22 protein-coding genes are annotated in these 22,534 nt (G+C 68.8%); 14 read left to right on the top strand and 8 right to left on the bottom strand.

Going from position 1 to position 22,534, the window contains the following annotated elements; translation table 11 throughout:
- Nucleotides 1-29: 29 nt before the first annotated feature.
- Nucleotides 30-1,412: a DUF1329 domain-containing protein gene (locus ACYJSS_RS20625; protein ID WP_236206391.1), complete on the top strand. Its 1,383-nt coding sequence runs from the start codon at nucleotides 30-32 to the stop codon at nucleotides 1,410-1,412.
- Between the two features lie 20 nt (nucleotides 1,413-1,432).
- Nucleotides 1,433-2,323, top strand: coding sequence for a tyrosine-protein phosphatase (locus ACYJSS_RS20620; RefSeq protein ID WP_236206390.1), 891 nt, complete (start codon nucleotides 1,433-1,435; stop codon nucleotides 2,321-2,323).
- 73 nt (nucleotides 2,324-2,396) lie between these two features.
- On the opposite strand, the gene ACYJSS_RS20615 is transcribed toward ACYJSS_RS20620, so the two are convergent.
- A complete protein-coding gene (locus ACYJSS_RS20615; protein WP_111260219.1) occupies nucleotides 2,397-2,786 on the bottom strand; it encodes a hypothetical protein in 390 nt (129 codons plus the stop codon).
- Nucleotides 2,787-3,134: 348 nt separating this feature from the next.
- Here ACYJSS_RS20615 and ACYJSS_RS20610 point away from each other — a divergent pair, with 348 nt between their 5' ends.
- The gene (locus ACYJSS_RS20610; protein ID WP_236206389.1) at nucleotides 3,135-3,806 is read left to right on the top strand and encodes a DUF3313 domain-containing protein; all 672 of its coding nucleotides are present in this window, start codon (nucleotides 3,135-3,137) and stop codon (nucleotides 3,804-3,806) included.
- Between the two features lie 289 nt (nucleotides 3,807-4,095).
- Here the strand turns inward: ACYJSS_RS20610 and ACYJSS_RS20605 are convergent, their stop codons facing one another.
- The 3 genes from ACYJSS_RS20605 to rlmE all read right to left on the bottom strand — a co-directional run bounded on the left by ACYJSS_RS20605 (nucleotide 4,096) and on the right by rlmE (nucleotide 6,182).
- On the bottom strand, nucleotides 4,096-4,449 hold the full coding sequence (locus tag ACYJSS_RS20605) for a VOC family protein (protein ID WP_111260221.1): 354 nt from the start codon (nucleotides 4,447-4,449) through the stop codon (nucleotides 4,096-4,098).
- Between the two features lie 65 nt (nucleotides 4,450-4,514).
- Nucleotides 4,515-5,414 (bottom strand): aromatic amino acid DMT transporter YddG, encoded by a 900-nt coding sequence (gene yddG / locus ACYJSS_RS20600; protein WP_236206388.1) that lies wholly within the window; start codon nucleotides 5,412-5,414, stop codon nucleotides 4,515-4,517.
- 147 nt (nucleotides 5,415-5,561) lie between these two features.
- Nucleotides 5,562-6,182, bottom strand: coding sequence for a 23S rRNA (uridine(2552)-2'-O)-methyltransferase RlmE (rlmE, locus tag ACYJSS_RS20595; RefSeq protein WP_111260223.1), 621 nt, complete (start codon nucleotides 6,180-6,182; stop codon nucleotides 5,562-5,564).
- A 270-nt stretch (nucleotides 6,183-6,452) separates the two neighbouring features.
- Between rlmE and ACYJSS_RS20590 the strand changes: the two genes are divergently transcribed.
- Together ACYJSS_RS20590 and ACYJSS_RS20585 are read left to right on the top strand one after the other, a co-directional pair.
- A complete protein-coding gene (locus ACYJSS_RS20590; protein WP_111260224.1) occupies nucleotides 6,453-8,072 on the top strand; it encodes an NAD(P)/FAD-dependent oxidoreductase in 1,620 nt (539 codons plus the stop codon).
- Nucleotides 8,073-8,083: 11 nt separating this feature from the next.
- Complete coding sequence (locus tag ACYJSS_RS20585) at nucleotides 8,084-8,809, top strand: TrmH family RNA methyltransferase (RefSeq protein ID WP_236206387.1); 726 nt, start codon at nucleotides 8,084-8,086, stop codon at nucleotides 8,807-8,809.
- A 57-nt stretch (nucleotides 8,810-8,866) separates the two neighbouring features.
- Here ACYJSS_RS20585 and ACYJSS_RS20580 read toward each other — a convergent pair whose 3' ends face one another.
- Both ACYJSS_RS20580 and ACYJSS_RS20575 read right to left on the bottom strand, forming a co-directional pair.
- Nucleotides 8,867-9,871: an acetoacetate decarboxylase (ADC) gene (locus ACYJSS_RS20580; RefSeq protein WP_236206386.1), complete on the bottom strand. Its 1,005-nt coding sequence runs from the start codon at nucleotides 9,869-9,871 to the stop codon at nucleotides 8,867-8,869.
- 239 nt (nucleotides 9,872-10,110) lie between these two features.
- A complete protein-coding gene (locus ACYJSS_RS20575) occupies nucleotides 10,111-10,614 on the bottom strand; it encodes a GNAT family N-acetyltransferase (RefSeq protein ID WP_236206385.1) in 504 nt (167 codons plus the stop codon).
- A 446-nt stretch (nucleotides 10,615-11,060) separates the two neighbouring features.
- On the opposite strand from ACYJSS_RS20575, the gene ACYJSS_RS20570 reads away from it, so the two are divergent.
- The 6 genes from ACYJSS_RS20570 to ACYJSS_RS20545 all read left to right on the top strand — a co-directional run bounded on the left by ACYJSS_RS20570 (nucleotide 11,061) and on the right by ACYJSS_RS20545 (nucleotide 17,535).
- Nucleotides 11,061-11,984 carry a LysR family transcriptional regulator gene (locus ACYJSS_RS20570; RefSeq protein ID WP_236206384.1) on the top strand — a complete coding sequence of 308 codons (924 nt, stop codon included), beginning with the start codon at nucleotides 11,061-11,063 and terminating at the stop codon, nucleotides 11,982-11,984.
- Nucleotides 11,981-12,871, top strand: coding sequence for a LysR family transcriptional regulator (locus ACYJSS_RS20565; RefSeq protein WP_111260229.1), 891 nt, complete (start codon nucleotides 11,981-11,983; stop codon nucleotides 12,869-12,871). The genes ACYJSS_RS20570 and ACYJSS_RS20565 overlap by 4 nt, the downstream gene beginning before the upstream one ends.
- A gap of 269 nt (nucleotides 12,872-13,140) precedes the next feature.
- The gene (locus ACYJSS_RS20560; RefSeq protein WP_236206383.1) at nucleotides 13,141-13,770 is read left to right on the top strand and encodes a glutathione S-transferase family protein; all 630 of its coding nucleotides are present in this window, start codon (nucleotides 13,141-13,143) and stop codon (nucleotides 13,768-13,770) included.
- Between the two features lie 48 nt (nucleotides 13,771-13,818).
- Entirely contained in the window at nucleotides 13,819-15,879 is a 2,061-nt protein-coding gene (locus ACYJSS_RS20555) for a pyridoxamine 5'-phosphate oxidase family protein (RefSeq protein WP_236206382.1), read from the top strand.
- Nucleotides 15,880-15,893: 14 nt separating this feature from the next.
- A complete protein-coding gene (locus ACYJSS_RS20550; protein WP_111260232.1) occupies nucleotides 15,894-16,094 on the top strand; it encodes a hypothetical protein in 201 nt (66 codons plus the stop codon).
- 223 nt (nucleotides 16,095-16,317) lie between these two features.
- Nucleotides 16,318-17,535 (top strand): MFS transporter, encoded by a 1,218-nt coding sequence (locus ACYJSS_RS20545; protein WP_111260233.1) that lies wholly within the window; start codon nucleotides 16,318-16,320, stop codon nucleotides 17,533-17,535.
- A gap of 7 nt (nucleotides 17,536-17,542) precedes the next feature.
- Here ACYJSS_RS20545 and ACYJSS_RS20540 read toward each other — a convergent pair whose 3' ends face one another.
- A complete protein-coding gene (locus ACYJSS_RS20540) occupies nucleotides 17,543-18,004 on the bottom strand; it encodes a methyltransferase family protein (RefSeq protein WP_236206381.1) in 462 nt (153 codons plus the stop codon).
- Nucleotides 18,005-18,157: 153 nt separating this feature from the next.
- On the opposite strand from ACYJSS_RS20540, the gene ACYJSS_RS20535 reads away from it, so the two are divergent.
- From ACYJSS_RS20535 to sfnG, 3 genes are all read left to right on the top strand, one after another.
- Nucleotides 18,158-18,361, top strand: a complete 204-nt coding sequence (locus ACYJSS_RS20535; protein ID WP_111260235.1) for a hypothetical protein — start codon at nucleotides 18,158-18,160, stop codon at nucleotides 18,359-18,361.
- 485 nt (nucleotides 18,362-18,846) lie between these two features.
- Nucleotides 18,847-19,401 carry an FMN reductase gene (msuE, locus tag ACYJSS_RS20530; protein ID WP_236206380.1) on the top strand — a complete coding sequence of 185 codons (555 nt, stop codon included), beginning with the start codon at nucleotides 18,847-18,849 and terminating at the stop codon, nucleotides 19,399-19,401.
- Between the two features lie 27 nt (nucleotides 19,402-19,428).
- Entirely contained in the window at nucleotides 19,429-20,523 is a 1,095-nt protein-coding gene (sfnG, locus tag ACYJSS_RS20525; RefSeq protein WP_236206379.1) for a dimethylsulfone monooxygenase SfnG, read from the top strand.
- Nucleotides 20,524-20,935: 412 nt separating this feature from the next.
- Here the strand turns inward: sfnG and ACYJSS_RS20520 are convergent, their stop codons facing one another.
- Nucleotides 20,936-22,450 carry a sensor domain-containing diguanylate cyclase gene (locus tag ACYJSS_RS20520; protein ID WP_236205518.1) on the bottom strand — a complete coding sequence of 505 codons (1,515 nt, stop codon included), beginning with the start codon at nucleotides 22,448-22,450 and terminating at the stop codon, nucleotides 20,936-20,938.
- Nucleotides 22,451-22,534 lie beyond the last annotated feature (84 nt).

The raw sequence follows: 22,534 nt of genomic DNA, 5'->3' as shown, positions 1-22,534 counted from the left end.
TTCGACCCCATACGACAGGAGGACCTTCCATGTCCCGCCAATCCGATTTGCGTCACCTGCTCCTCGCCGCCGCCATCGGCCTCAGCCCCTTGACCGAGGCCGCTCTCGGCGAGGCCGAGCTGGCCCGTCTCGACCAGGACCTCACGCCCATGGGCGCGGAGCGAGCCGGCAATGCCGACGGCAGCATCCCGGCCTGGAGCGGGCGTTGGCGCGGTGCGCCGGAGCATGTCGACTTCGCCGGCAGCGGCTCGCTCCAGCCCGATCCCTATGCCTCCGAGCGCCCCCTGTTCCGCATCACGGCCGAGAACGTCGGGCAGTACCAGGAGCGCTTGAGCGATGGCCAGGTGGCGCTGTTCAAGCGTTATCCGCAGAGCTACTGGATGGACATCTACCCGAGCCATCGCGACTTCCGTGCCAGCGAGAACATCGAGCGCCACCTCCGTGAGAATGGCCGTACTGCAAAGCTGACCGAGGACGGCCATGGCGTCACCGGCGCCTTCGGCGGATCGCCTTTCCCGATACCCCGCAGCGGCAACGAGCTGATCCTCAACCACTCCCTCCAGGGGCGCGGTCCCGGCGAGGAGGGGATCTACACGCTGGTGGTGACCCTGGCCAACGGCAAGCGGGCACGCCAGGTGCAACATCACCAGACGTTCAATGTGTGGACCAACCCCGATAATCCCCGCGTGGAGGTCGAGGCTCCCATCCTCAGCCACTTCATGTACAAGACCCTGGAGCCGACCCGCGAGCTGGGCAAGATCACCTTCGGCCACGGCTTCGTCGATCCCCTCGCCAATGCGCAGCAAAGCTGGCAGTACGACCCCGGCAGCCGGCGCGTCAGGCGGGCCCCCAACGTCGGCTACGACAACCCCTCCAGCGGCGCCAGCGGCAGCCTGCGGGTCAACGATGACAGCCGCATGTTCAACGGGGCGTCGGATCGCTACGAGTGGACCCTGCTCGGCAAGAAGGAGCTGTTCATCCCCTATCACAACTACCGCATCAACGACCCGGCCTTGAGCCTGGCGGCCCTCACCGAGACCCTGGGCCATCCCAACCCTGCCGCCTTGCGCTACGAGCTGCACCGGGTGTGGGTGCTGGAGGCCCGGCTCAAGACCGGCAAGCGGCACATCTACGCCAAGCGCCGCTTCTACCTCGACGAGGACACCTGGGGCGCCGTGCTCGCCGACAGCTACGACGCGCGCGACTACCTGTGGCGCACCAACCTGCAGACCACCTTCTACGCCTACGACACCCAGAGCTACCAGGCCGGGCCGTCGGTCTACCACGACCTCATCTCCGGCGCCTACCTGGTGGATCGGCTGACCAACGAACACGCGCCGATACGCCTTTCCGAGCTCGCCCACGATGCCAGCGATTTCACCCCCGCCACCGTGCGCAAGCGCGCCAAGTGACCCGCCGAGGAGCAATGGCAATGACCCGGATCTGCCTGGTTTTCAGCTTCGCGCTGTTCTGTGGCCTGGCCCAGGCCACCACCCTGCCGCTGGCCCGTGACCTGCCCGCCGCCGAGCGGGAGGCGCAGCGGCTCTTCGCCTTGCCCAGCGTCCCGAACCTGCGGGACCTGGGCGGCTATCGCACCGCCGATGGGCGCACGGTGAAGTGGGGCCTGCTCTACCGCGCCGGCACCCTCGATGCGCTCGAGGAGGCCGACCAGCGCGAACTGCAGCGCCTGCAACTGCGTCGCCTGGTCGACCTGCGCAGCCGCCAGGAGATCGACGACGCCCCCGATCGCCTGCCGCCGGAGCTGGCTGCCCTGCGGGTGGAGATGCCGGTGCGCGCGGGCACCATCGACGTGCGTGAGCTGAGCCGGCGCATCAACGGCGGGGACGTCGGCGACCTTCGGCTGGATGACCTGCTGGTGGAGGCCAACAGGAGCTTCGTCCGCGAGCACCGGCAGGTCTTCAGCGACTGGCTGCATGGCCTGCTCGACGAACAGGGCACGCCCGTCCTCTATCACTGCACGGCCGGCAAGGACCGCACGGGCTTCGCCTCCGCCATCCTGCTGCTGGCGCTCGGCGTGCCGGAGGGCACGGTGATGCAGGACTACCTGGCCTCCAACCCGTACCTGGAGGACAGGAACCGGCGCATCGGCGAGCGGGTCCGGCAGGCCTCCGGCGGGCGTACCGATCCCGCCATCCTGCAGCCTCTGCTGGAGGTGCGGCCCCGGTACCTGCAGGCGGCACTGCAGGCGATGCGCGAGGACTACGGGACGGTGGAGGGGTTCCTCAGGGACGGGCTCGGCATCGACGACGACCTGCGCGCGCGGTTGCGCGAGCGCTTCCTCGAACCGCTGGCCTCGCGCTAGGGGGCCATGGCGGCACCGGCCAGAAAAGACGAACCCCGCGCGAGGCGGGGTTCGTTCTGGCTGGCGTGGCCGATCAGATCAGAATCGGTGCCGGGGCGGGGGCCGGGGTCTTGTGGTCGTCGTCGCTGTTCGACCAGCCGGCGCCGACGCCGAAGTCGAACGACTGGCTGCCCAGGTTGTAGCCGACGTCCGCACCGCTGAAGTAACCCTCGCCCTGGTAGCTGACGCCGAGATTGGGGCGCAAGGCGCCCGATTGCACCACATAGTCCAGGCCGAGGGAGCCGACCGTTTCGTTGTCCTCGTCGTTGGAGAAGGCCTTGATCCCCACGGACAGGCCGCCCTGGCTGCCGAAGACGTAGCTCAGGCCAATGCCGAAGCCGATGTCGTCGGCGCTGGCGAGGCCGGGTGCCAGGGTGGTGCCCAGCAGGGCAGCGGATGCCAGGGCGATTCTGAGTCGGTTCATCAGGTGGCTCCATGCGCGGGGAAGTGATTGGACGCTAGCTGGGGTCCACGCATTCGTCCACCACCCGCGGGCCTGTGAAGGCCTGGGCGACGCCGCGTGCCGGCGCTCCGCGGCGCCGTCGCAAGCGCGTTTCGGTCGCCCCGCCTTGGCAGTTGGCGGGAGTCTGCTAGCGTCAATCCGGCATCCACCGTTTCGCTCGTGTTCGTACTCGAGCGGGGCGGCGCGAGACGCCGGGGCCGACTCCTCACATCCGTGCGAGACCTTCGGTGGCGTGCCTGTGTGGCGATGACGTGAGGACGTCGCCGACGCTTCCAGCCTTCCCAAACTTGCTCGGACAAGGAGTCTTCCATGAAACATGCATTGGCGTTGGGCGTGGCGCTGGCGCTTTCCACCGCGCTGGTCGGCTGCTCGAGTACGGTTACCCAGCCGAATGAGTATTCCGGGTTCCTCTCCAGTTACGGCAGCCTGCAGGAGGCGACCACTCCCTCCGGCGCGCAAGTGATGCGCTGGATCGACCCCAAGGTGGACATCGGCCGCTACACCGCCGTCTACGTCGAGCCCACCCAGTTCTACCCACGCCCCCAGGCCACCGAGAAAATCCCCCAGAGCACCCTGGACGGCATCACCCGCTACTACGACATGGCGCTCAAGCGCGAAATCAGCAACAGCCTGTCGCTGGCCACCAAGCCCGGGCCCGGCGTCATCGTCGTGCGTGCGGCGATCACCGGGGTGAGCAGCAAGACCGAGGGGCTCAAGCCCTATGAGGTCATCCCGGTGGCGCTGGTGGCGGCGGCGGTGAGCACCGCCAGCGGCATCCGCGACCAGGAGACCGAGCTGGCCACCGAGGCGCAGTTCCTCGACGGCGGCAGCAACAAGGTGATCGCCCAGGTGGTGCGCAAGGGCATCGGCACGCCGCTGGAGAACAGTGCCCAGGTGCTCAAGCCGGCGGATGTCACGGGTGTGATCGATGGCTGGGCGAAGGACATGCACCAGAGCTACCTGAAGCTCAAGGCGAAGTGAGACTCCAGCGGGCCTGGCGCTCAGCCCGCCAGGCCGGGGAGCTCCAGCTCCATGGCCTGGGCCAGCAGCGCAGCCCCCTGCGCTGCTGGCCGCGAACGGCGGGGTCGACCCACATCTGGTGGAGGTCGGCCGCCTCGGGCTCGCTGGCCGAGCGGCGGCACCAGAGCAGGCCGCAGGGGCCATCGCCCGCCAGCGCCGACAGCCCCCGGTCGTTGCCGGACGCGGTGGCGGTAGGTCCGCCATTCGCCGGTTCCGATCGGCCGCACGGTGATCGGCCCGGGCGCTCTGCTCACGCGGCGGACCACACCGCCAGCTCGTAGCCGTCCGGGTCGATGAAGTGGAAGCGGCGCCCGCCGGGGAAGGCGAACACTTCGCGGCTGATGCGGGCGCCGGCTGCCTCCAGCCTGGCCTGGGCCTGCGCCAGGTCGTCGGCGTAGAGGATCACCAGCGGGCCACCCGGGCGGACCGCCTCGCCCGTGGTGAAGCCGCCGGTGAGGCGACCGTCGCTGAACTCGGTGTAGGTGGGGCCGTAGTCGACGAAGGTCCAGCCGAAGGCAGCGCCGTAGAAGGCCTTGCTGCGGGCGATGTCGCTGACGTTGAACTCGATGTTGTCGATCTTGCGGTCGTTTCCCTGGGTGCTCATCGTGGCCTCCTGGCCGGTGGTGGAGCGCCATCTTAGGGCCCGGCGACCTGTTGCTGGAAGCGCGATCAGCCCGCGCCGCTGGGCGACCGCGTCGCCTGCCAGCAGAGCAGCGAGCCGGCGGTGACCAGCACCGCGCCCTGCCAGAACTGCGGCGTCAGGCTGGCGCCGAGCCAGAGCGCGGCGAAGGCGGAAGAGAGCACCGGGGCGAAATAGGAAACGGTGGCCAGGAGGGTGAGGTTGCCGCGCAGGATGCCGATGTTCCACAGGGCGTAGCCGCCGGCCATGGCGATGCCGGCGGCGAGCAGTTCGAGGGTGCCGCGCGGGGTGAAGGCGGGCAGCGGCTCGCCGACGAAGGCGAACTTCACCCAGAGCACCCCCGCCGTGAGGATGAAGAAGAACGCCACGTGGTTCTCGCCGCGGGCGTAGCGCCGGGTGACGTTGCAGTAGAGGGCGAAGGTGATGGCGCAGGCCGCCGCCAGGCTGTAGCTGAGGGGGTTGGAGCGCACGTTGGCGATGATGCTCGGCAACGACAGGCCGTCCGTGCTGACCACCCAGAGGATGCCGAACAGCGCGATGGCCGTGCCGGGCAGGACCAGCCAGCGGGCCGGCTGGCGGTTCATCAGGATGGCCAGCAGCACGGTGAGGCTCGGCCACAGGTAGTTGACCACGCCGAGCTGGATGGCCTGGGTGCTGCTTGTGGCGAAACCGAGGGCGAGCGACAGGCAGACTTCGTAGGCGACGAACAGCGCCGAGCCGGTGACCAGGTAGAAACGCGAACCTGCACGCAGGCGCGGGCGGCCGAGGAGGGCGACGAGGAGGAGGGCGCCCAGGGTGTAGATCAGCGCGGCGCCGCCGATGGGGCCGAAGAATCCGCTGACACTGCGGATCAGGCCGGAGGCGGTGCTCCACAGGAGGATCGCCGCCAGCCCGCAGGCCGTCGCACTGCGTCCGTTGGTGATGCGCATGGTCCACTCATTTTGAAAGGGGCGGCGATTCTACAGGGCCGGGATCGGCGAGGGGGAAGCGGTGCGGGATGTCGCGTCCGCCTCGTGCCACCGCTCGGCGACGCCCGGCCGGGCGCTGGCCGAACGCCGAGGGTCGAAGGGGCGGGCTCAGCCCTTGAAGCCCTTGCCCACCAGGTAGACCTCCCGCGAGCGCGGACGCGAGGCTTCCGGTTTGCGGATGAAGACCTTTTCGAACGAGGTGCGCACGTCCTTGAGGAACTCGTCGGAGCCTTCGCCCTGGAAGACCTTGACCACGTAGTTGCCGTTGGGCTTGAGCACCTGGCGGACCATGTCGAGGGTGAGCTCGACCAGGTACATCGAGGACGCCTGGTCGGCGGCGGCGACGCCGCTGATGTTGGGGGCGATGTCGGAGACGATCAGGTCGGGCCTGCGGCCGTCGAGCTTGTCGAGAAGCTGCTGGAACACGCCGTCATCGGTGAAGTCGCCCTGGATGAAGTCGACGTTGTCCAGGCCGTCCATCGGCAGGATGTCGGTGGCCAGGACGCGCCCGGTATCGCCCACCAGCTTGCCGGCCACCTGCGACCAGCCGCCCGGGGCGGAGCCCAGATCCATGACCAGCATGCCGGGGCGGATCAGCTTGTCCTTCTCGTTCAGCTCGATCAGCTTGTAGCTGGAGCGCGAGCGCAAGCCATCCTTCTGGGCCCGTTTCACATAGGGGTCGTTGACGTGTTCATCCAGCCAGCGGCGGCTGCTTTTGGATCGTTTCATGTTAGAGCCAACCACGGAAAATCAAGGTGGGGAGCGAACCCATGGGCGGTGCAGAGGAAAGGTCATGGGTGCGAAGCGGCGGCGATTATAAGCCGAGAATGACGCACAGGTTAAATTCGCCGGACGGGGAGGGTGCCGCGCCGGGCTGCGCGGCGCCTTCCGCGCGACCCTCAGGCCGCCACTGACAGGGGCGGGGGCGGCGGGTACAATTCGCGCCTTACCCTTCCCCTGTTGCTTCCTTTGCCGGGTTGACCGGCCAGGATTACCGCCATGATTCGCATCAACGAACTGTCCCTGCCCCTCGACCACTCCCCCGATGAGCTGCGCAAGGCCATCGTCAAGCGCCTGGGTATCGGCGACGCCGACCTGCTGGGCTTCACCGTCTTCAAGCGCAGCTACGATGCCCGCAAGAAGAACAGCGTCATCCTGTTCATCTACATCATCGACCTGGAGGCACGCGACGAGGCGGCGATCCTGGCGCGCTTGGCCGACGACCACAACATCCGCCCGGCCCCGGACACCCGCTACTACCCGGTCGCCCAGGCACCGGCCGGGCTGGCCGAGCGCCCGCTGGTGGTGGGCTTCGGCCCCTGCGGCCTGTTCGCGGCGCTGCTGCTCGCGCAGATGGGCTTCAGGCCCATCGTGCTGGAGCGCGGCAAGGACGTGCGCAGCCGCACCAAGGACACCTGGGCGCTGTGGCGCAAGAAGGTCCTCACCCCCGAGTCCAACGTACAGTTCGGCGAGGGTGGGGCCGGCCTGTTCTCCGACGGCAAGCTCTACAGCCAGATCAAGGACCCGAAGTTCTACGCCCGCAAGGTGATGCACGAGTTCGTCCGCGCCGGCGCGCCGGAAGAGATCATGTACGTGAGCAAGCCGCATATCGGCACCTTCCGCCTCACTGGCGTGGTCGCCACCATGCGCGAGGAGATCATCGCCCTGGGCGGCGAGGTGCGCTTCGAAAGCAAGGTGACCGACCTGCTGATCGACGACGGCCAGCTCGAAGGCGTGGTGCTGGCCAATGGCGAGACCCTGCACAGCCGCCATGTGGTCCTGGCGCTGGGCCACAGCTCCCGCGACACCTTCCGCATGCTGCACCGCCAGGGCGTGTTCCTGGAGGCCAAGCCCTTCGCCATCGGCTTCCGCATCGAGCACCCCCAGGGCCTGATCGACGAGGCGCGCCTGGGCAAGTACGCCGGCCACCCGGAGCTGGGCGCCGCCGACTACAAGGTGGTGCACCACGCCAGGAACGGCCGCGCCGTCTACAGCTTCTGCATGTGCCCGGGCGGCACCGTGGTGGCGGCCACCTCCGAGGTGGGGCGCGTGGTCACCAACGGCATGAGCCAGTACTCGCGCAACGAGCGCAACGCCAACTCGGGCATCGTCGTGGGCATCAACCCCGAGCAGGATTTCCCCGGCGGCCCGCTGGCCGGCGTGGAGTTCCAGGAGCGCCTGGAATCCCGTGCCTACGAGCTGGGCGGCAGCGACTACTGCGCCCCTGGCCAACTGGTGGGCGACTTCATCCGTGGCGTGCCGTCCACCGAGTTCGGCGAGGTGGAGCCCTCCTACAAGCCCGGCGTGCGCCTGGGTGATCTCGCCCCCTCGCTGCCGGACTACGCCATCGAGGCCATCCGCGAGGCGCTGCCGGCGTTCGGCAAGCAGATCCGTGGCTTCGACCGTGCCGACGCGGTGCTCACCGGCATCGAGACCCGCACCTCCTCGCCGGTGCGCATCACCCGTGACAACGAGACCCTGCAGAGCCTCAACCTGAAGGGCCTGTACCCGGCCGGCGAAGGCGCCGGCTACGCGGGCGGCATCCTCTCGGCGGGGGTGGACGGCATCAAGGTGGCCGAAGCCCTGGCCAGGTCGCTGCTGTCCGCACACAGCCACTGAGCGCCGCATCGATGAAACTCGACGACATCAAGAAGCTCCACCAGAAGAAGTACCGGGCCGAGTTCGGTCACTTCCTGGTGGAGGGCGAGCACCTGCTGCTGGAATTGCAGAAGGCCGCCGAGCACAACCCGCAGCTGCTGCGCAGCCAGCTGTACGTGACCGCCGCCTACGAGCACTGGCACAGCCCGTTCGAGACCCACGTGATCAGCGACCGGCAGATGGCGCAGGTGGCCGATACCAAGACGCCCCAGGGCATCATCGCGCTGGTGCCGATGCCGGGTGCGTGCGCGCCGGCACCGGTCGCCGGCGAGCGCGCCATCTACCTGCACGAGATCCAGGACCCGGGCAACCTCGGCACCATCCTGCGCACCCTGGCGTGGTTCGGCGGTTTCCGCTGCCTGCTCAGCCCCGGCAGCGTCGACCCTTACAATCCCAAGGTCGTGCGCGCCAGCATGGGCGCCATCTTCCATGCGCCCCTGGAGCTGGATGTGGCGCTGGAGTCCCTCGGCAGCCGCTTCGAGCGCATCGCCTGCCTGGACATGCACGGCGAGCCGGTGCAGTCCGCCGCCTTCAAGGCCTTCGACTGCTACCTGTTCGGCAACGAGGCGCGCGGCGTGCCGCGTGAGCAACTCACCGCGCTCGACGCCCGGCCCTTCACCATCCCCGGCAGCGGTGCCATCGAGTCGCTGAACCTGGCCTCGACGGTCAACATGTGCGCCTACGAGCTGACCCGCTGACCTGCTGACCTGCTGATGACGCGCCCGGCCAAACCCCTGGCCGGGCGCGCCTGGCGATCACTCGGCCTGCAGCAGGGTTTCCAGGGGCGCCGGTGCATACAGCGCGCTCTGGAACTCGGGCACGTACTCGTACTTCATCATCTTCCCGAGCTGCAGTTCCTTGATGTAGCTGGACAGGCTGCCGTCGCCCAGCACCAGTCTCACCGCGTCCTCGTCGCTGCTGGATGCGTGGCGCTGCTGGCGCGACACCGCGTAGCCGTAGGTCAGCTTCCCCTCGTGGTCGAGGTTGGTGAAGCTGCTGGTGGTGAGCTCGATTTCATCGGAGAGGTCGGCCAGCTTGCGGGTCTCCAGGGTCACATCCACCTGGCCCGTCTGGCTGTCGCGTATCTCGTAGATGACCGAGCCGTCGCTCTCCCGGTAGTCGATGCCGGTCAGCCACTTGGGCAGGTTGTAGCCGACTACGCCGCGCACCCGCGCCAGCTCGGTGTTGACCGGCAGCTTGAGCACGTAGCCCCAGAAGTCCTGCGACATCGACTGGCCGACCAGGGTGATGGGGCCCAGGTTGGCGTTGCCGGGCTTGTTGGTGACGATGGACAGGGCGATCTCGTTGTAGCTGTCGTTGTCGCAGTAGTGATAGGCGTAGGCGGTCAGCGCCACCAGGCCACGGCCGGGCCACACCTGCAGCGGCTGGACCTGTTCCAGCACCTTGGCCGGCATCAGCGAGCGGAGCTTTTCCAGGTCTGCGGTGAACACCGCCGTCACCCGGCTGTTGCGGTAGTAGAAGTTCGGCGAATAGGACTCGAAGCCGATATCCACCCGGGTCTTGTGCAGCGTCTTGAACCAGCTCAGGTCGATGTCCGGCGCTTCGGCGGCGATGGCCTCGAGCGGCGGGTTGGAGTGGTAGCGGTCATACAGCCCGCCCGCGACCACGGGGACGTCCTGGCCGGCGATGCGGGTGGTGGCGGTGGCTGCCGGGGCCGTGGCGGCATCGCCCGCCCAGGAGGAAAACGCGACGGCGCCGAGGAGCGCGCCCGCCATCACCGCCATGCTTGTGAGTTTCATCGTCTCTGGATCTCCACTGTCTGCGTCATGGTTGAGCCCGTGCCGTGGCGCCCGGGAAGCCAATCCACGGGCCCGTTCCGGAGGGGCGAAAAAACCTTAACGTTCAAGTGAAGTTGAAGGTCAAGCCTTCGATTTCAGGTTTTCATGGCGGGCGTTGCCGCCCCGTGAGGGAGTGGAGGAAGACGGGAATCGACAGCGCGTCCCGTTGGCGCAATACCACGGGCAGGCCTCGTGCAGGGTCACGGCGCCATGCGCAGGTCCATCACCATCTCGTGCCAGGCCATGCCGCCGTGGTCGGACGAGGAAGGCTGCACATAGCGGTAGCCCATGCGCCGGTACAACTCGACATGGCGCTCCTTGCACATCAGGTGGAGGGTCGCCTTGCCCTTCTCGCGCATGCGCTGCACGAAGGTGCGCATCAGCAGCGACGACAGGCCCTTGCCCTGGTGCGCCGGGTCGATCACCACCGACATGATCACCACGTTCGGCGCCTCGGCGTCGTGGCCCACCAGCTCCTTGAACGCCTCGTCGGACATCACCACCTCGTGGGCGCAGCCACTGTTGATGAAACCGACCACCGCGCCGTCCAGTTCGAGGATCAGGAAGCCCTCGGGGTACTGCCCGATGCGCGTCGCGATCTTCTCCCGCGTGGCGGCCTCGTCGCCTTCATAGGCGCTGATCTCGATCTGGTAGCAGCGATCGGTGTCGGAGAGGGTGGCGTTGCGGAAGGTGGGCGTGCTCATGGGGGGCCTCGATGGCAGTTCGGCGCGGCATGGTAAAGCAGCTGCCGGGTGTGTGCACGGCCGGCGTCGGGTTGCACCCGGCCTACAAAAGGCCGGTGCTGCGGGTTGGCGCCGAGCACAGCGAGGCCCAGCACAGCGATGCCTGGCCACGCGACGTTGGGCTTCGTCCCTCAGCCCAACACCCCCTGTGGGAGCGGCTTCAGCCGCGAAAGACCCATCGCCGGCACAGGGCTGCTGCATGCGCGGGTATTCCATCGCGAATGAATGCGCTCCCACGAGGTGGGTGGCGGTGCGGGCGGCCAGATCGCCTGGTGGATGAAAAGAGCGCCAGCCACCCTACACACTGGTCGGTGCCCTGGTGCGGGTTGCACTGTCTCTCGTCTTCGCCCCGGCCTGGGCGCTAAGCTGGCGGCCTCTCGGAAAGGGCACGACGCCAGGCGGTGAGGGTGGACAGGTTCCAGGAAATGAAGGTGCTGCTGGCGGTGACCGAGGCGCAGAGCTTCGCCGGTGGCGCGAAGCTGGTGGGCCTCTCGCCGCCCAGCGTGACCCGTGCCATCGCGGCGCTGGAGGCACGCCTCGGCACCCTGCTGCTGGCCCGCAGCACGCGCAGCCTGCGCCTCACCGAGGCCGGGCGGCGCTACGTGGAGGATTGCCGGCGCATCCTGCTGGAGCTGGAAGAGGCCGAGGAGCTGGCCGCCGGCAGCCACGTGCGCCCGCGCGGGCGCCTGACGGTCACGGCGCCGGTGATGTTCGGCGAGCTGTTCCTCATCCCGCTGATCGCCGAATACCTCGACCTGTACCCGGAGGTGGAGATCAACGCCCTGCTGGTCGACCGCGTGGTGAACATGGTCGAGGAGGGCGTGGACGTCGCCGTGCGCATCGGCTCGCTCCGCGAAGGCGAGCACCTGGCGCTGCAGGTCGGGCAGATACGCCCGGTGGTCTGCGCCGCGCCGGCGCTGCTCGACCGCATCGGCAGGCCGAGCCGTCCCGAGGACCTGGAGAGCGCCCAGGTGGTCATGTCGTCCGCCAGCGGGCTGCTCACCCACTGGCAGTTCATGGGGCCGGACGGGCCGTTCGGGTTCACGCCGACGCCACGCCTGCTGGTCAGCTCCAACCAGGCGGCGATCAAGGCCGCGCGCCTGGGCTGGGGCTTCACCCGCGTGCTGTCGTACCAGGTGGCCGAGGCCATCGCCAGGGGCGAACTGGAGACGGTGCTCGACGCCTTCGCCATGCCCGCGCTGCCGGTGTACATCATCCAGCAGGGGGGCCGGCGCGAGTCGGCCAAGGTGCGTACCTTCGTCGACCACTGCGCCACGCGCTTCCGCGCCGATGCCGCCTTGCGCGCAGCGGGGGCGCCGGTCGCGCGATGAGCCGCCACCGCGAGATGCAGGTCTTCCTGGCCGTGGCCCGGGCGGGCAGCCTGGCAGGGGGCGCGCGCCGGCTGCACCTGTCCCAGGCCACCGTGACGCGCACCCTCGCCGCCCTGGAGGCGCGACTGGGCAACGCCCTGCTGCTGCGCGGCCCGCGCGGGGCCAGCCTGAGCCCGGAGGGCGAGCGCTTCGCCGAAAGCTGCGAGCGCATCCTCGGGCGGGTGGAGGAGGCGGAGCGCTCCGTCACCGGCCTGCACGCCGAGCCGGCCGGTGCCCTGCACCTGGCGATGCCGCTGCTGATGGCGCACCAGGTGTTCACCCCCATCGCCCTCGACTACCTGGACGCCTTCCCCGGGATGACCCTGGACATCCGCGCCCGCGAGGGGTTGCCCCGGTTGCTGGAGGAGGGGGTCGACGTCGCCCTGGTGACCGGCCCGCTGCCGGATTCCTCGGGGTTCGCCGTGCCCCTGGGGCGGGTCCGCCCCCTCATCTGCGCGGCGCCTGGCTACCTGGCGCGCCATGGCCGACCGGCCAGCCCCGAGGCGCTGCCCGGGCTGCCGACCATAGCCGCCACCTCCACCGGCCATGCCGGCGAGTGGCGCTTCGTCGACGGCGCGGTGAAGATCACGCCTCGGCTGCTCTGCAGCACCCCGCAGGCCGCCATCCGCGCCGCCGTCGCCGGGCTGGGGCTGACCCGTTGCCTGAGCCACGAGGTGCACCAGGAGCTGCAGGCCGGCCAGCTGGAAACCGTGCTGGAACCCTTCGCCGCCGCGCCGCTGCCGGTGCACCTGCTCTATCGCGAAGGCCGCCGCGCCGCCGCGCGGGTGCGCAGCTTCCTCGACTTCGCCGTGCCACGGCTGCGCGCGCATCCGGCTTTCGAGGGGTGAATCAGTTGCCCCCACGGTAAGCAGGCCGAGCCAGCGCGCGGGCATGGGCCCTGTGCAGGGTGGAGGTCGCTTTTTACCTTCACCGGGCGGAGCCGCGTGTGGCACACGCCCCTGCATCAAGATCCAATCAATTTCAGAAAATGAAAGAGTGGATTGCCATTGGTGGTGATTCTGCTCATCGCTGCATGGGCTCAACATGGCTCCATCGTCGCGAACGCCCAACCGGGCGGTTCACGGTGAACACCCCGAACCCATAAGGAGCCACCGCCATGTCCCGTCCCGCCATCAAGCTGTACCGCCACCCGCTGTCCGGCCATGCCCATCGCGTCGAACTCATGCTCTCGCTGCTGCAACTGCCCACCGAGCTGGTCTTCGTCGACCTGGCCAAGGGCGCGCACAAGCAGCCCGACTTCCTGGCCCTCAACGCCTTCGGCCAGGTGCCGGTGATCGATGACGCCGGCACCGTGGTCAACGACTCCAACGCCATCCTCGTCTACCTGGCCAAGCGTTACGGCGAGGGGCGCTGGCTGGCCGAGGAAGCCGTGGCCGCCGCGCGCATCCAGCGCTGGCTGTCGGTGGCCGCCGGGCAGGTCGCCTACGGCCCTGCCGCCGCGCGCCTGATCACCGTCTTCGGCGCCTCCTTCAATGCCGAGGAAGTGATCCACCGGGCCCATGTGCTGCTCGCGGTGATGGAAGGCGAGCTGGACACCTCCCGCTTCCTCGCCGGTGACACGCCGACCATCGCCGACGTGGCCAACTACAGTTACATCGCCCATGCGCCGGAGGGCAACGTGTCGCTGGAGGCCTATCCCAACGTGCGTGCCTGGCTGGCCCGCATCGAGGCGCTGCCGGGCTTCGTGCCCATGCAACGCACCGCCGCCGGCCTCAACGCCGCCTGAGCCACCCGGGCTGCCGAGCCTCGGCAGCCCCACTCCGGAGGGCAGACCATGGAACAGACTCCCAGCCAGCGCCCCTCGCCCTGGCATGCCGGTGAACGGCAACTGCAGGAAACGGTCGGCGTGGCCGAGCGGATGGAGGCCCACGGGCAGAAGGTCATCCGCGACCACATGCCCGACCAGCACCGTGCCTTCTTCCATCAACTGCCCTTCCTGATCGCCGGTGCGGTGGATGGCGACGGCCGCCCCTGGGCCACCCTGATCGAGGGCCCCGAAGGCTTCGTCACCTCGCCCGACCCCAGGCACCTGGTGGTCGACCTGGCCGCCCGCCCGCTGGACCCGCTGGACCCGGCCACCCCCGGCCTGGGTGCCGGCGCCGCCCTCGGCCTGCTCGGCATCGAGCTGCACACGCGGCGTCGCAACCGCCTCAACGGTGCGATCGGCCAGGCCTCGGCACAGCAGTTCGAGGTGCGGGTCGAGCACTCCTTCGGCAACTGCCCGCAGTACATCCAGCGACGCGAATGGAGCAGCTCCCCCGAGCCGCGCGGCACGGTCCGCGAGGACGCCGCCGAGCTGGACGAACGCACCCGCGCGATGATCCGCGCCGCCGACACCTTCTTCGTCGCCAGCTACGTCGACCACGAGGACGGCGGCCGCTCCGTGGACGTCTCCCACCGTGGCGGGCGCGCAGGCTTCGTGCGGGTGGAAGGCAACCGCCTGACCATCCCCGACTACGCCGGCAACCTGCACTTCAACACCCTGGGCAACCTGTTGAGCAACCCGCGCGCCGGCCTGCTGTTCGTCGACTTCGAGCAGGGCAACGTGCTGCAGGTACAGGGCCGTGCCGAGGTGATCCTCGACAGCCCGCTGATCACCGCCTTCGAAGGTGCCGAGCGCATCTGGACCCTCGATATCGAGCAGGTGGTGTTCCGCCCCAGCGCGGTGTCGCTGCGCTGGGACTTCGACGACTACGCGCCCACCAGCCTGCTCACCGGCACCTGGGCCGAGGCGGACGAGCGCCTGCGCGAGACCGAGCGGCGTCGCCAGTGGCAGCGCTGGCGCGTCCTGAGCCAGCAGCAGGAAAGCCGCGACATCCGCTCGCTGGTGCTGGCACCGGAGGAGGGGGGCGAGGTGAGTTTCGCCCCCGGCCAGCACATTCCCCTGCGCCTGCGCACCGATGATGGCGAAGCCCTGGTGCGCACCTACAGCGTCTCCAGCGCGCCGAGCGACGGTTACCTGCGCATCAGCGTCAAGGCCCAGGGCAAGGGCTCGCGGCACCTGCACCAGCAGGTACGGGTCGGCGATGTGCTGGAAGCACGCCCGCCCCTGGGCGGCTTCACCCTGAAGACCGACAGCCAGCGCCCCGTGGTGCTGATCGGCGCGGGCGTGGGCATCACCCCGATGGTCTCCATGGCCCGCGAACTGGTGGCGCTCAACCAGCGGCAGCCGGTCGGTCGTCGCATCCATCTGTTCCAGGGCGCGAGGAACCTGCACGACCTGCCGTTCCAGGCCGAGCTGCAGGCGCTGTCGACCCGCTCGGGTGGCCTGCTGAACCTGGTGCGCGCCCTCAGCGCTCCCGAGGCGGAGGCTCGGCCGGGGCAGGATTTCGAACTGAGCGGCCGCCTCGACCTGGCACGCATCCAGGCCAGCCTGCCGTTCGACGACTACGACTTCTACCTGTGCGGCCCGGCGGCTTTCACCCAGTCGATCTACGACGGCCTGCGCGGCTTGAATGTCGCCGATTCGCGCATCCACGCCGAGGCCTTCGGCCCCTCGACATTGCGGCGCCAGGTCGACGGGCAGGCGCCGACTCGGGTGCAGCCACCGGCGGCCACCCGCCCGGTGCCGGTGTACTTCACCCATTCGGCCAAGGAAGCACGCTGGACACCGGAGAGCGGCAGCCTCCTGGAGCTCGCGGAAAGCCGCGGCCTGGCCCCCGAGTTCAGCTGCCGGGGCGGCTCCTGCGGCACCTGCCGCACGCGCCGCATCAGCGGCGAGGTGCATTACCCCAACCCGCCGGCGGAAATGCCCGAGGCCGACATGGTGCTGATCTGCTGCGCCGTCCCGGCGGCGGACGAAGAGGGCGCCCAACCCCTTGTGCTCGACCTGTGAGGAGGCTCGCCATCATGACCATCCAGCAAAACCCCTGGGCCGACGGCATTCCCCGCTGGAACGACGCCCCCGACCGTGATGCCCGTTCCCGCCTCGGCACGCCCGCGTGCGTGGAGACCGAGGCCGGCTTCCTGCTGTCGCAACTGCTGTTCCCCATGGACCTGCCGAGGCGGGAGGCTGGCGTGCAATGCGGGGAAGGGGACTGGCGCTGCTGAGCCGAGCGGCCGGGCGGTGGGTTTCGCTGCGCGCTAGGCCACCCTGCGAAAGTGGCTGCCGGGTGGCGGCGCAGGATGTCTCTTTTGCGATGGTGGTTGGCCGGATTGCGTGAGACAGCCAGGGCGGCGCGGCATAGGATGGCGCCCGATCCCGAAGTCCGGCAGCGTCGTGCCGCGGCCTCCCAGCCCGCGGTGTGCGCTGCTCCTGCCTGGAAGCTCCAGCATGTCCGTCAGCACCACCGCTTCTCCCCTGGCCGCGACCCCGGCGGCGAACCCGGCCAGCCCGCTGGTCATGCGCGTGATCGGCGCCTGCGCGCTGGCCCACCTGATCAACGACCTGATCCAGGCGGTGCTGCCGTCCATCTACCCGATGCTCAAGGCCAGCTACGGCCTGAGCTTCACCCAGGTCGGCCTGATCACCCTGACCTTCCAGCTCACCGCCTCGCTGCTGCAACCCTGGGTCGGCTACTACACCGACCGCCACCCCAAGCCCTGGCTGCTGCCGGCCGGCTCGCTGTGCACCCTGGTGGGCATCCTGCTGCTGGCCTTCGTCGGCTCCTTCCCGGCCATCCTCATGGCCTCGGCGCTGGTGGGCATCGGCTCCTCGACCTTCCACCCGGAAGCTTCGCGCATCGCCCGGCTGGCCTCGGGCGGGCGCTACGGCCTGGCGCAGTCCACCTTCCAGGTCGGCGGCAACGCCGGCAGCGCGTTCGGCCCGCTGCTCGCGGCAGCCATCGTCATCCCCTACGGGCAGGGCCACGTGGCCTGGTTCGGGCTGTTCGCCACCTTCGCCATCCTGGTGCTCTACGGTCTCAGTCGCTGGTACCGCAACCACCTGAACCTGTTCCGCCTCAAGCAGGGCGGCGCGGCGACCCACGGCCTGTCCAGGCGCCGGGTGACCTTCGCCCTGGTGATCCTGGCGCTGCTGGTGTTCTCCAAGTACTTCTACATGGCCAGCCTGACCAGCTACTTCACCTTCTACCTGATCGAGAAGTTCGACCTGTCGGTGGCCACCTCGCAGATCTACCTCTTCCTGTTCCTCGGCTCCGTCGCCGCCGGCACCTTCTTCGGCGGCCCCATCGGCGACCGCATCGGGCGCAAGAAGGTGATCTGGTTTTCCATCCTCGGCGTCGCCCCCTTCACCCTGGCGCTGCCCCATGTGGACCTGTTCTGGACCGGCGTGCTGAGCATGGTCATCGGCTTCATCCTCGCCTCGGCCTTCTCCGCCATCGTGGTCTTCGCCCAGGAACTGGTGCCCGGCAACGTGGGCATGATCGCCGGCGTGTTCTTCGGCCTGATGTTCGGCTTCGGCGGCATCGGCGGGGCGCTGCTGGGGCACCTGGCGGACATCCACGGCATCGAGCACGTGTTCTTCCTCTGCTCCTTCCTGCCGCTGCTGGGCATCCTCACCCTCCTCCTGCCCTCGACGAAAAAGGCCTGAGCCCCACTCAGGCCCAGCGCCGCACCCGCTCCCGGTAGCGGGTGTAGTCGGCGCCGAACAGCCCGGTCAGCGCCCGTTCCTCGGGGATGATCTGGAAGCGGTCGAGGTACAGCACGAACCCCGCCACCGCAAGCAGGGCCAGCGGCGCGCCCAGCAGCGCCGCCCAGGCGACGAGCAGGAGGGCGAAGCCCAGGTACATGGGGTTGCGCGTGTGGCGGTAGATGCCGGCCTGCACCAGTGCCGAGGCCTGCTCCGGCACCAGCGGGTTGACCGTGGTACGGGCCCGCCGGAAGGCCGCCACGCCGGCCAGGCACACGCCCGCGCCCAGCGCCGACGACGCCAGCGCGGCCCCGAGCCGCCAGGCCCAGGCCATCTCCACAGGGGGGAGCAGGTGCGCCAGCAAGGCCATGAGCAGGGCGCAGATCAGGGTCGCCAGCGCGGGGGGAATGCGTTTTTCCAGACGGTCCATCGGTGTTCCTCGGGGTGTGTTCGGGCCGAGGATGAAGGCTGTAGCGACTCCAGGGTCAAGTGCCATCACCCGGGTGTACCACCCCCGCCGACTTGCGCTGCGGGCTCCAGGGGCTAGGCTCGACCGTTCTGCTTTTCAGTAACGGAATGGACGATGGAACAGTCAGGAGCAACGGTTTTCACCAAGGGCGAGTTCAGCGTGGTGCAGTGGGTCGCGGTGCGGCAGGACGGCTCCACCGAGGTTCGCGGCTATCGATTGCGGGGCCCCGGCGCTCCGCAGATCCTGCTGCCCACGGCGGTGATCGCCAGTGCGATGGTTCAGGAGCTGTCGAAGCGCCGGCCCGGCTCGCGCTTCTGAGCAGGGCCGCCAGGTCATCGAAAAGCGCCCTTCGGGGCGCTTTTTTCATGGGCCGGAGGCCTCAGCCGCCGTTGCGTTTCTTCTCGGCGGCGCTCGTCGGCGGTTCGCAGCGCCTGGCCGGTTGCTGGCCGGCATCGTGGCCCCGCTGGTGGAGGTGAACGGCGACCTCCACCCTACGCCCGTGATGCGCCTGTGCGGGTGGGAACGGGTAGGGTGGACGACGCTTCACCCGTCCACCTTGCGGAGTCCGGCGTGGCCCCGCTGGTGGAGGTGAAAGGCGACCTCCACCCTACGCCCCGGGATATGCCTGTATTGGGTGGGAACAGCTGTTGCCGGGGCAACAGCTGTTCAGCATTCCTGCCAGGCACCCAACAGCGCAGCTGTTGGTGGTTTTTCCTATCTGATTGATCCCCATGTGATTTCCGTGTTGGCACGACTGCTGCTCTACCCCTCGTACACGCACGTCGCCGTGGCGAGAGGTCGGAATGAGTCGGACGATAAAGGTGGTGGTGGTTTCGGGCAGCCTGCGCAACCCCTCGCGCACCCATGGGCTGCTGGAGGCGCTGGCGGAGCGCTTGCGGGCGCGCCTGGACGTCGAACTGCACTGGGTCCGCGTGGCTGGTCTCGCCGGTTCCCTGGCCGGCTCGCTGGAGCGTGACACCGCCTCGCCGGCGTTGCTGCCGCACCTTAAGGCCATCGAGACGGCCGACCTGATCATCGCCGGCAGCCCGGTCTATCGCGCCTCCTACACCGGCTTGTTCAAGCACCTGTTCGACCTGGTGGACTACCAGTCGCTCAAGGGCGTGCCGGTGCTGCTGGCCGCCACCGGCGGCGGCGAGCGCCATGCCCTGGTGATCGACCACCAGTTGCGCCCGCTGTTCGCCTTCTTCCAGGCGCACACCTTGCCCTATGGCCTCTACGCCACCACCGAGGCCTTCACCGATCACCAGCTCACCGACCCCGCCCAGCTCGAACGCATCGAGCGGGCGCTGGAGCCGGTGCTCGTCTTCTTCCACCACGCGGCCGATCGCGCCGCCTGATTTCCCAAGCCCCGAGGAGTCAATGCCATGAGCCAGCAACCGATCCGCTTCGCCTACTGGGTGCCCAACGTCAGTGGCGGCCTGGTGGTCAGCAACATCGAACAGCGCACCAGCTGGGACGCCGACTACAACCGCAAACTGGCGCAGATCGCCGAGCGCGCGGGCTTCGACTACGCCCTGTCGCAGATCCGCTTCACCGCCGGCTACGGCGCCGAGAACCAGCACGAATCGGTGGCCATCAGCCACGCGCTGCTGGCCGTTACCGAGCGGCTCAAGGTGATCGCCGCCATCCTGCCCGGCCCGTGGAACCCGGTGCTGGCGGCCAAGCAGCTGGCCACCATCGACCACCTCAGCAACGGCCGCATCGCCATCAACGTGGTCTCCGGCTGGTTCCGTGGCGAGTTCCACGCCATCGGCGAACCCTGGCTGGACCACGACGAGCGCTACCGCCGCTCGGAGGAATTCATCCGCGCCCTGAAGGGCATCTGGACCCAGGACGACTTCACCTTCAACGGCGACTTCTACCGCTTGCGCAACTACAGCCTCAAGCCCAAGCCGCTGCAGCAGCCGCACCCGGAAATCTTCCAGGGCGGCAGCTCGCGGGCCGCCCGCGACATGGCCTCGCGCGTGTCGGACTGGTACTTCACCAACGGCAACAGCGTGGAAGGCATCAAGGCGCAGGTCGACGACATCCGCGCCAAGGCTGCTGCCAACGGCCATTCGGTGAAGGTCGGGGTCAACGCCTTCATCATCGCCCGCGACACCGAGGCAGAAGCCCGCGCGGTGCTGCAGGACATCATCGACAAGGCCAACCCGGACGCGGTCAACGCCTTCGGCGCCGAAGTGAAGAACGCCGGCGCCGCCAGCCCCGAGGGCGAAGGCAACTGGGCCAAGTCCAGCTTCGAGGACCTGGTGCAATACAACGACGGCTTCAAGACCAACCTCATCGGCACACCCCGGCAGATCGCCGAACGCATCGTCGCCCTCAAGGCCGTGGGCGTGGACCTGATCCTCTCCGGCTTCCTGCACTTCCAGGAGGAGGTGGAGTACTTCGGCCAGCATGTGCTGCCGCTGGTGCGCGAGCTGGAGGAAGAAAAGCGCGCGGAGAGGGCGGTGGCCTAATCAACGCTCCACCGCATGGGTTTCGCTCCGCTCGCGGAACGCCGCCCGACCCATCCTACGAAAGCTGTCGACACGCGCGCAGGGTTGGTGCGCACATCAATGTGAGGGTTCGAGCGAAGAAAGTTGGAGCAGCCGCCAACGCCCCTCCAGGAGGCCGAACGCAGTCGTTGCGCCGGGGGACGAGCGGCATGGATGCCGCGAGAGGCGCGCCAGGCCATGGATGGCCCATCGTGCCGGCCCCCGATAGCGACGATGGAGTGAGGGAACCCCGGCGAAGCCGGGGCCGGATGATGGGGCAAGGCCTTTTGGTTTCTTTTGGGGCGACTGCCAAAAGAGACTCGCCCGGGGGGGCGAAACCAGAAGCATCAGCAAAACTCAGCAATCAACTGGGCGCGAACTCACCGGCAACACCTTAACCAATCACCAGTCGATTCCTCCCCTCACTCTTGGCCTTGTAGAGCGCCACATCCGCGCGCTCCAACCAGGCCTCCAGGGGCGCGGCGTCGTCGATCTGCACCAGGCCGATGCTGACCGTGGATTGCAGCATGCCCAACGGGGTATCCAGGGGCTCCTCGGCCCAGTGCTCGCGCAAGCGTTCGAGCAGAACGCTGGCCTGGCTCTGGCTGGTGTCGGGCAGCAGCAGGACGAACTCCTCGCCGCCGAAGCGGGCGAAATGATCGGTGCGGCGGATGCCGCCCCGGCACAGCCCGGCGAAGCGCTGCAGCACCAGGTCGCCGACGGCATGGCCATAGGTGTCGTTGATCTGCTTGAAGTGGTCCAGGTCGAAGATTGCCAGGCACAGCGGCCGGTGTTGGCGAGTGCTGCGCAGCCGTTCCTGCTCGGCCCGCTCGGCGAAGGCCCGGCGGTTCAGCGCACCGGTCAGCGGGTCGCGGAAGGCCAGCTGGCGCAGCTCTTCCTCCAGTGCCTTGCGCTGGCTGACATCGCGGACCTCCGCCACCAGGCTGCCGTCGTCGAGGGCGGCCACGCTGAGTTCGGCGGCGAAGCGGCTGCCGTCACCCCGGATCGCCTGGTGGTCATGGGGGCGGCTGTCGGCGTCGGCCATCTGCGTGGCGAGGTCGTCGCAGGTTTCGAACAGGTGCGCCAGGGGCTTGCCCAGCAGCTCCGCCAACGGCTGGGCGAAGAGCGTTTCCAGCATCGGGTTGGCATCCAGCAGGCGGCCGTCCTTGAGCAGCATGACGCCGCCATTGGTCACCCCCATGAGCCGTTCGAAGCGGTTGGCACTGGCCTTGGCGGCCAGCGCGTTGCGCTGGCTGTCGAGGAGGATGCGGCGCATGGTCAGCAGTGCCAGGCCGATGAGGCACAGGGCCCACAGCGGGATGCCGAAGTTGATTGGCAGCAGGTAGGACACCGAGGTCGTCTCCAGGGTGAACGCGATGCCCCGCAGGCTGTTGGCCAGGGCGAGCAGCCCGCTGGTGACGCTGACCAGCGAATAGCCGGCGAAGGTCAGCGCCACGAAGCGGCGCACGCCCCGCAGTTCGGGCTCGCCGGGGCCGGCCCAGAGCACGCGGCTGGCCAGGGCCGCGATCAAGGTGCTGAGGCCGGCGGAGAGGGCGACCAGCACTTCGGCGTTGTAGGGCGCGACCCAGCTGTGCCAGCCCATGGCTACGCCGATCACGCACGCGCCGGTCGGCACTAGCCACCAGGGCTCCTTCAGGCCCAGGTAGCGGCACACGCCCACCACCAGCATCGCCTCCCCGGCGGTATGCAGGGCGCCGCCGAGGAGGCGCAGCGAGGGGGTTTCGAGCAGCAGCAGGAACAGCCCCGTCACCAGGATCAGCACCCCGCAGGTCCACACGCCGGGCCCCCGGTAGGGCCGCGAGTAGTACCAGAGTGCGGTGCAACCCAGGGCGCTGGCCACCATCAGGTTGATGCTCAATAGCAGGGGCGAGAAGTACAGGGCATTCATGCGGGCGCTCCGGGCGGGCCGGCGCGATGGGGCAGGGGCGCCCCGCTGGCGCGGCTGCTTGAAGCTTAAACCAGGCGGGAGAGG

Source organism: Pseudomonas sp. No.21 (assembly GCF_054558415.1).
The sequence above is the reverse complement of the archived record's forward strand: the minus strand, read 5'-3'. Positions and strand labels throughout refer to the sequence as shown.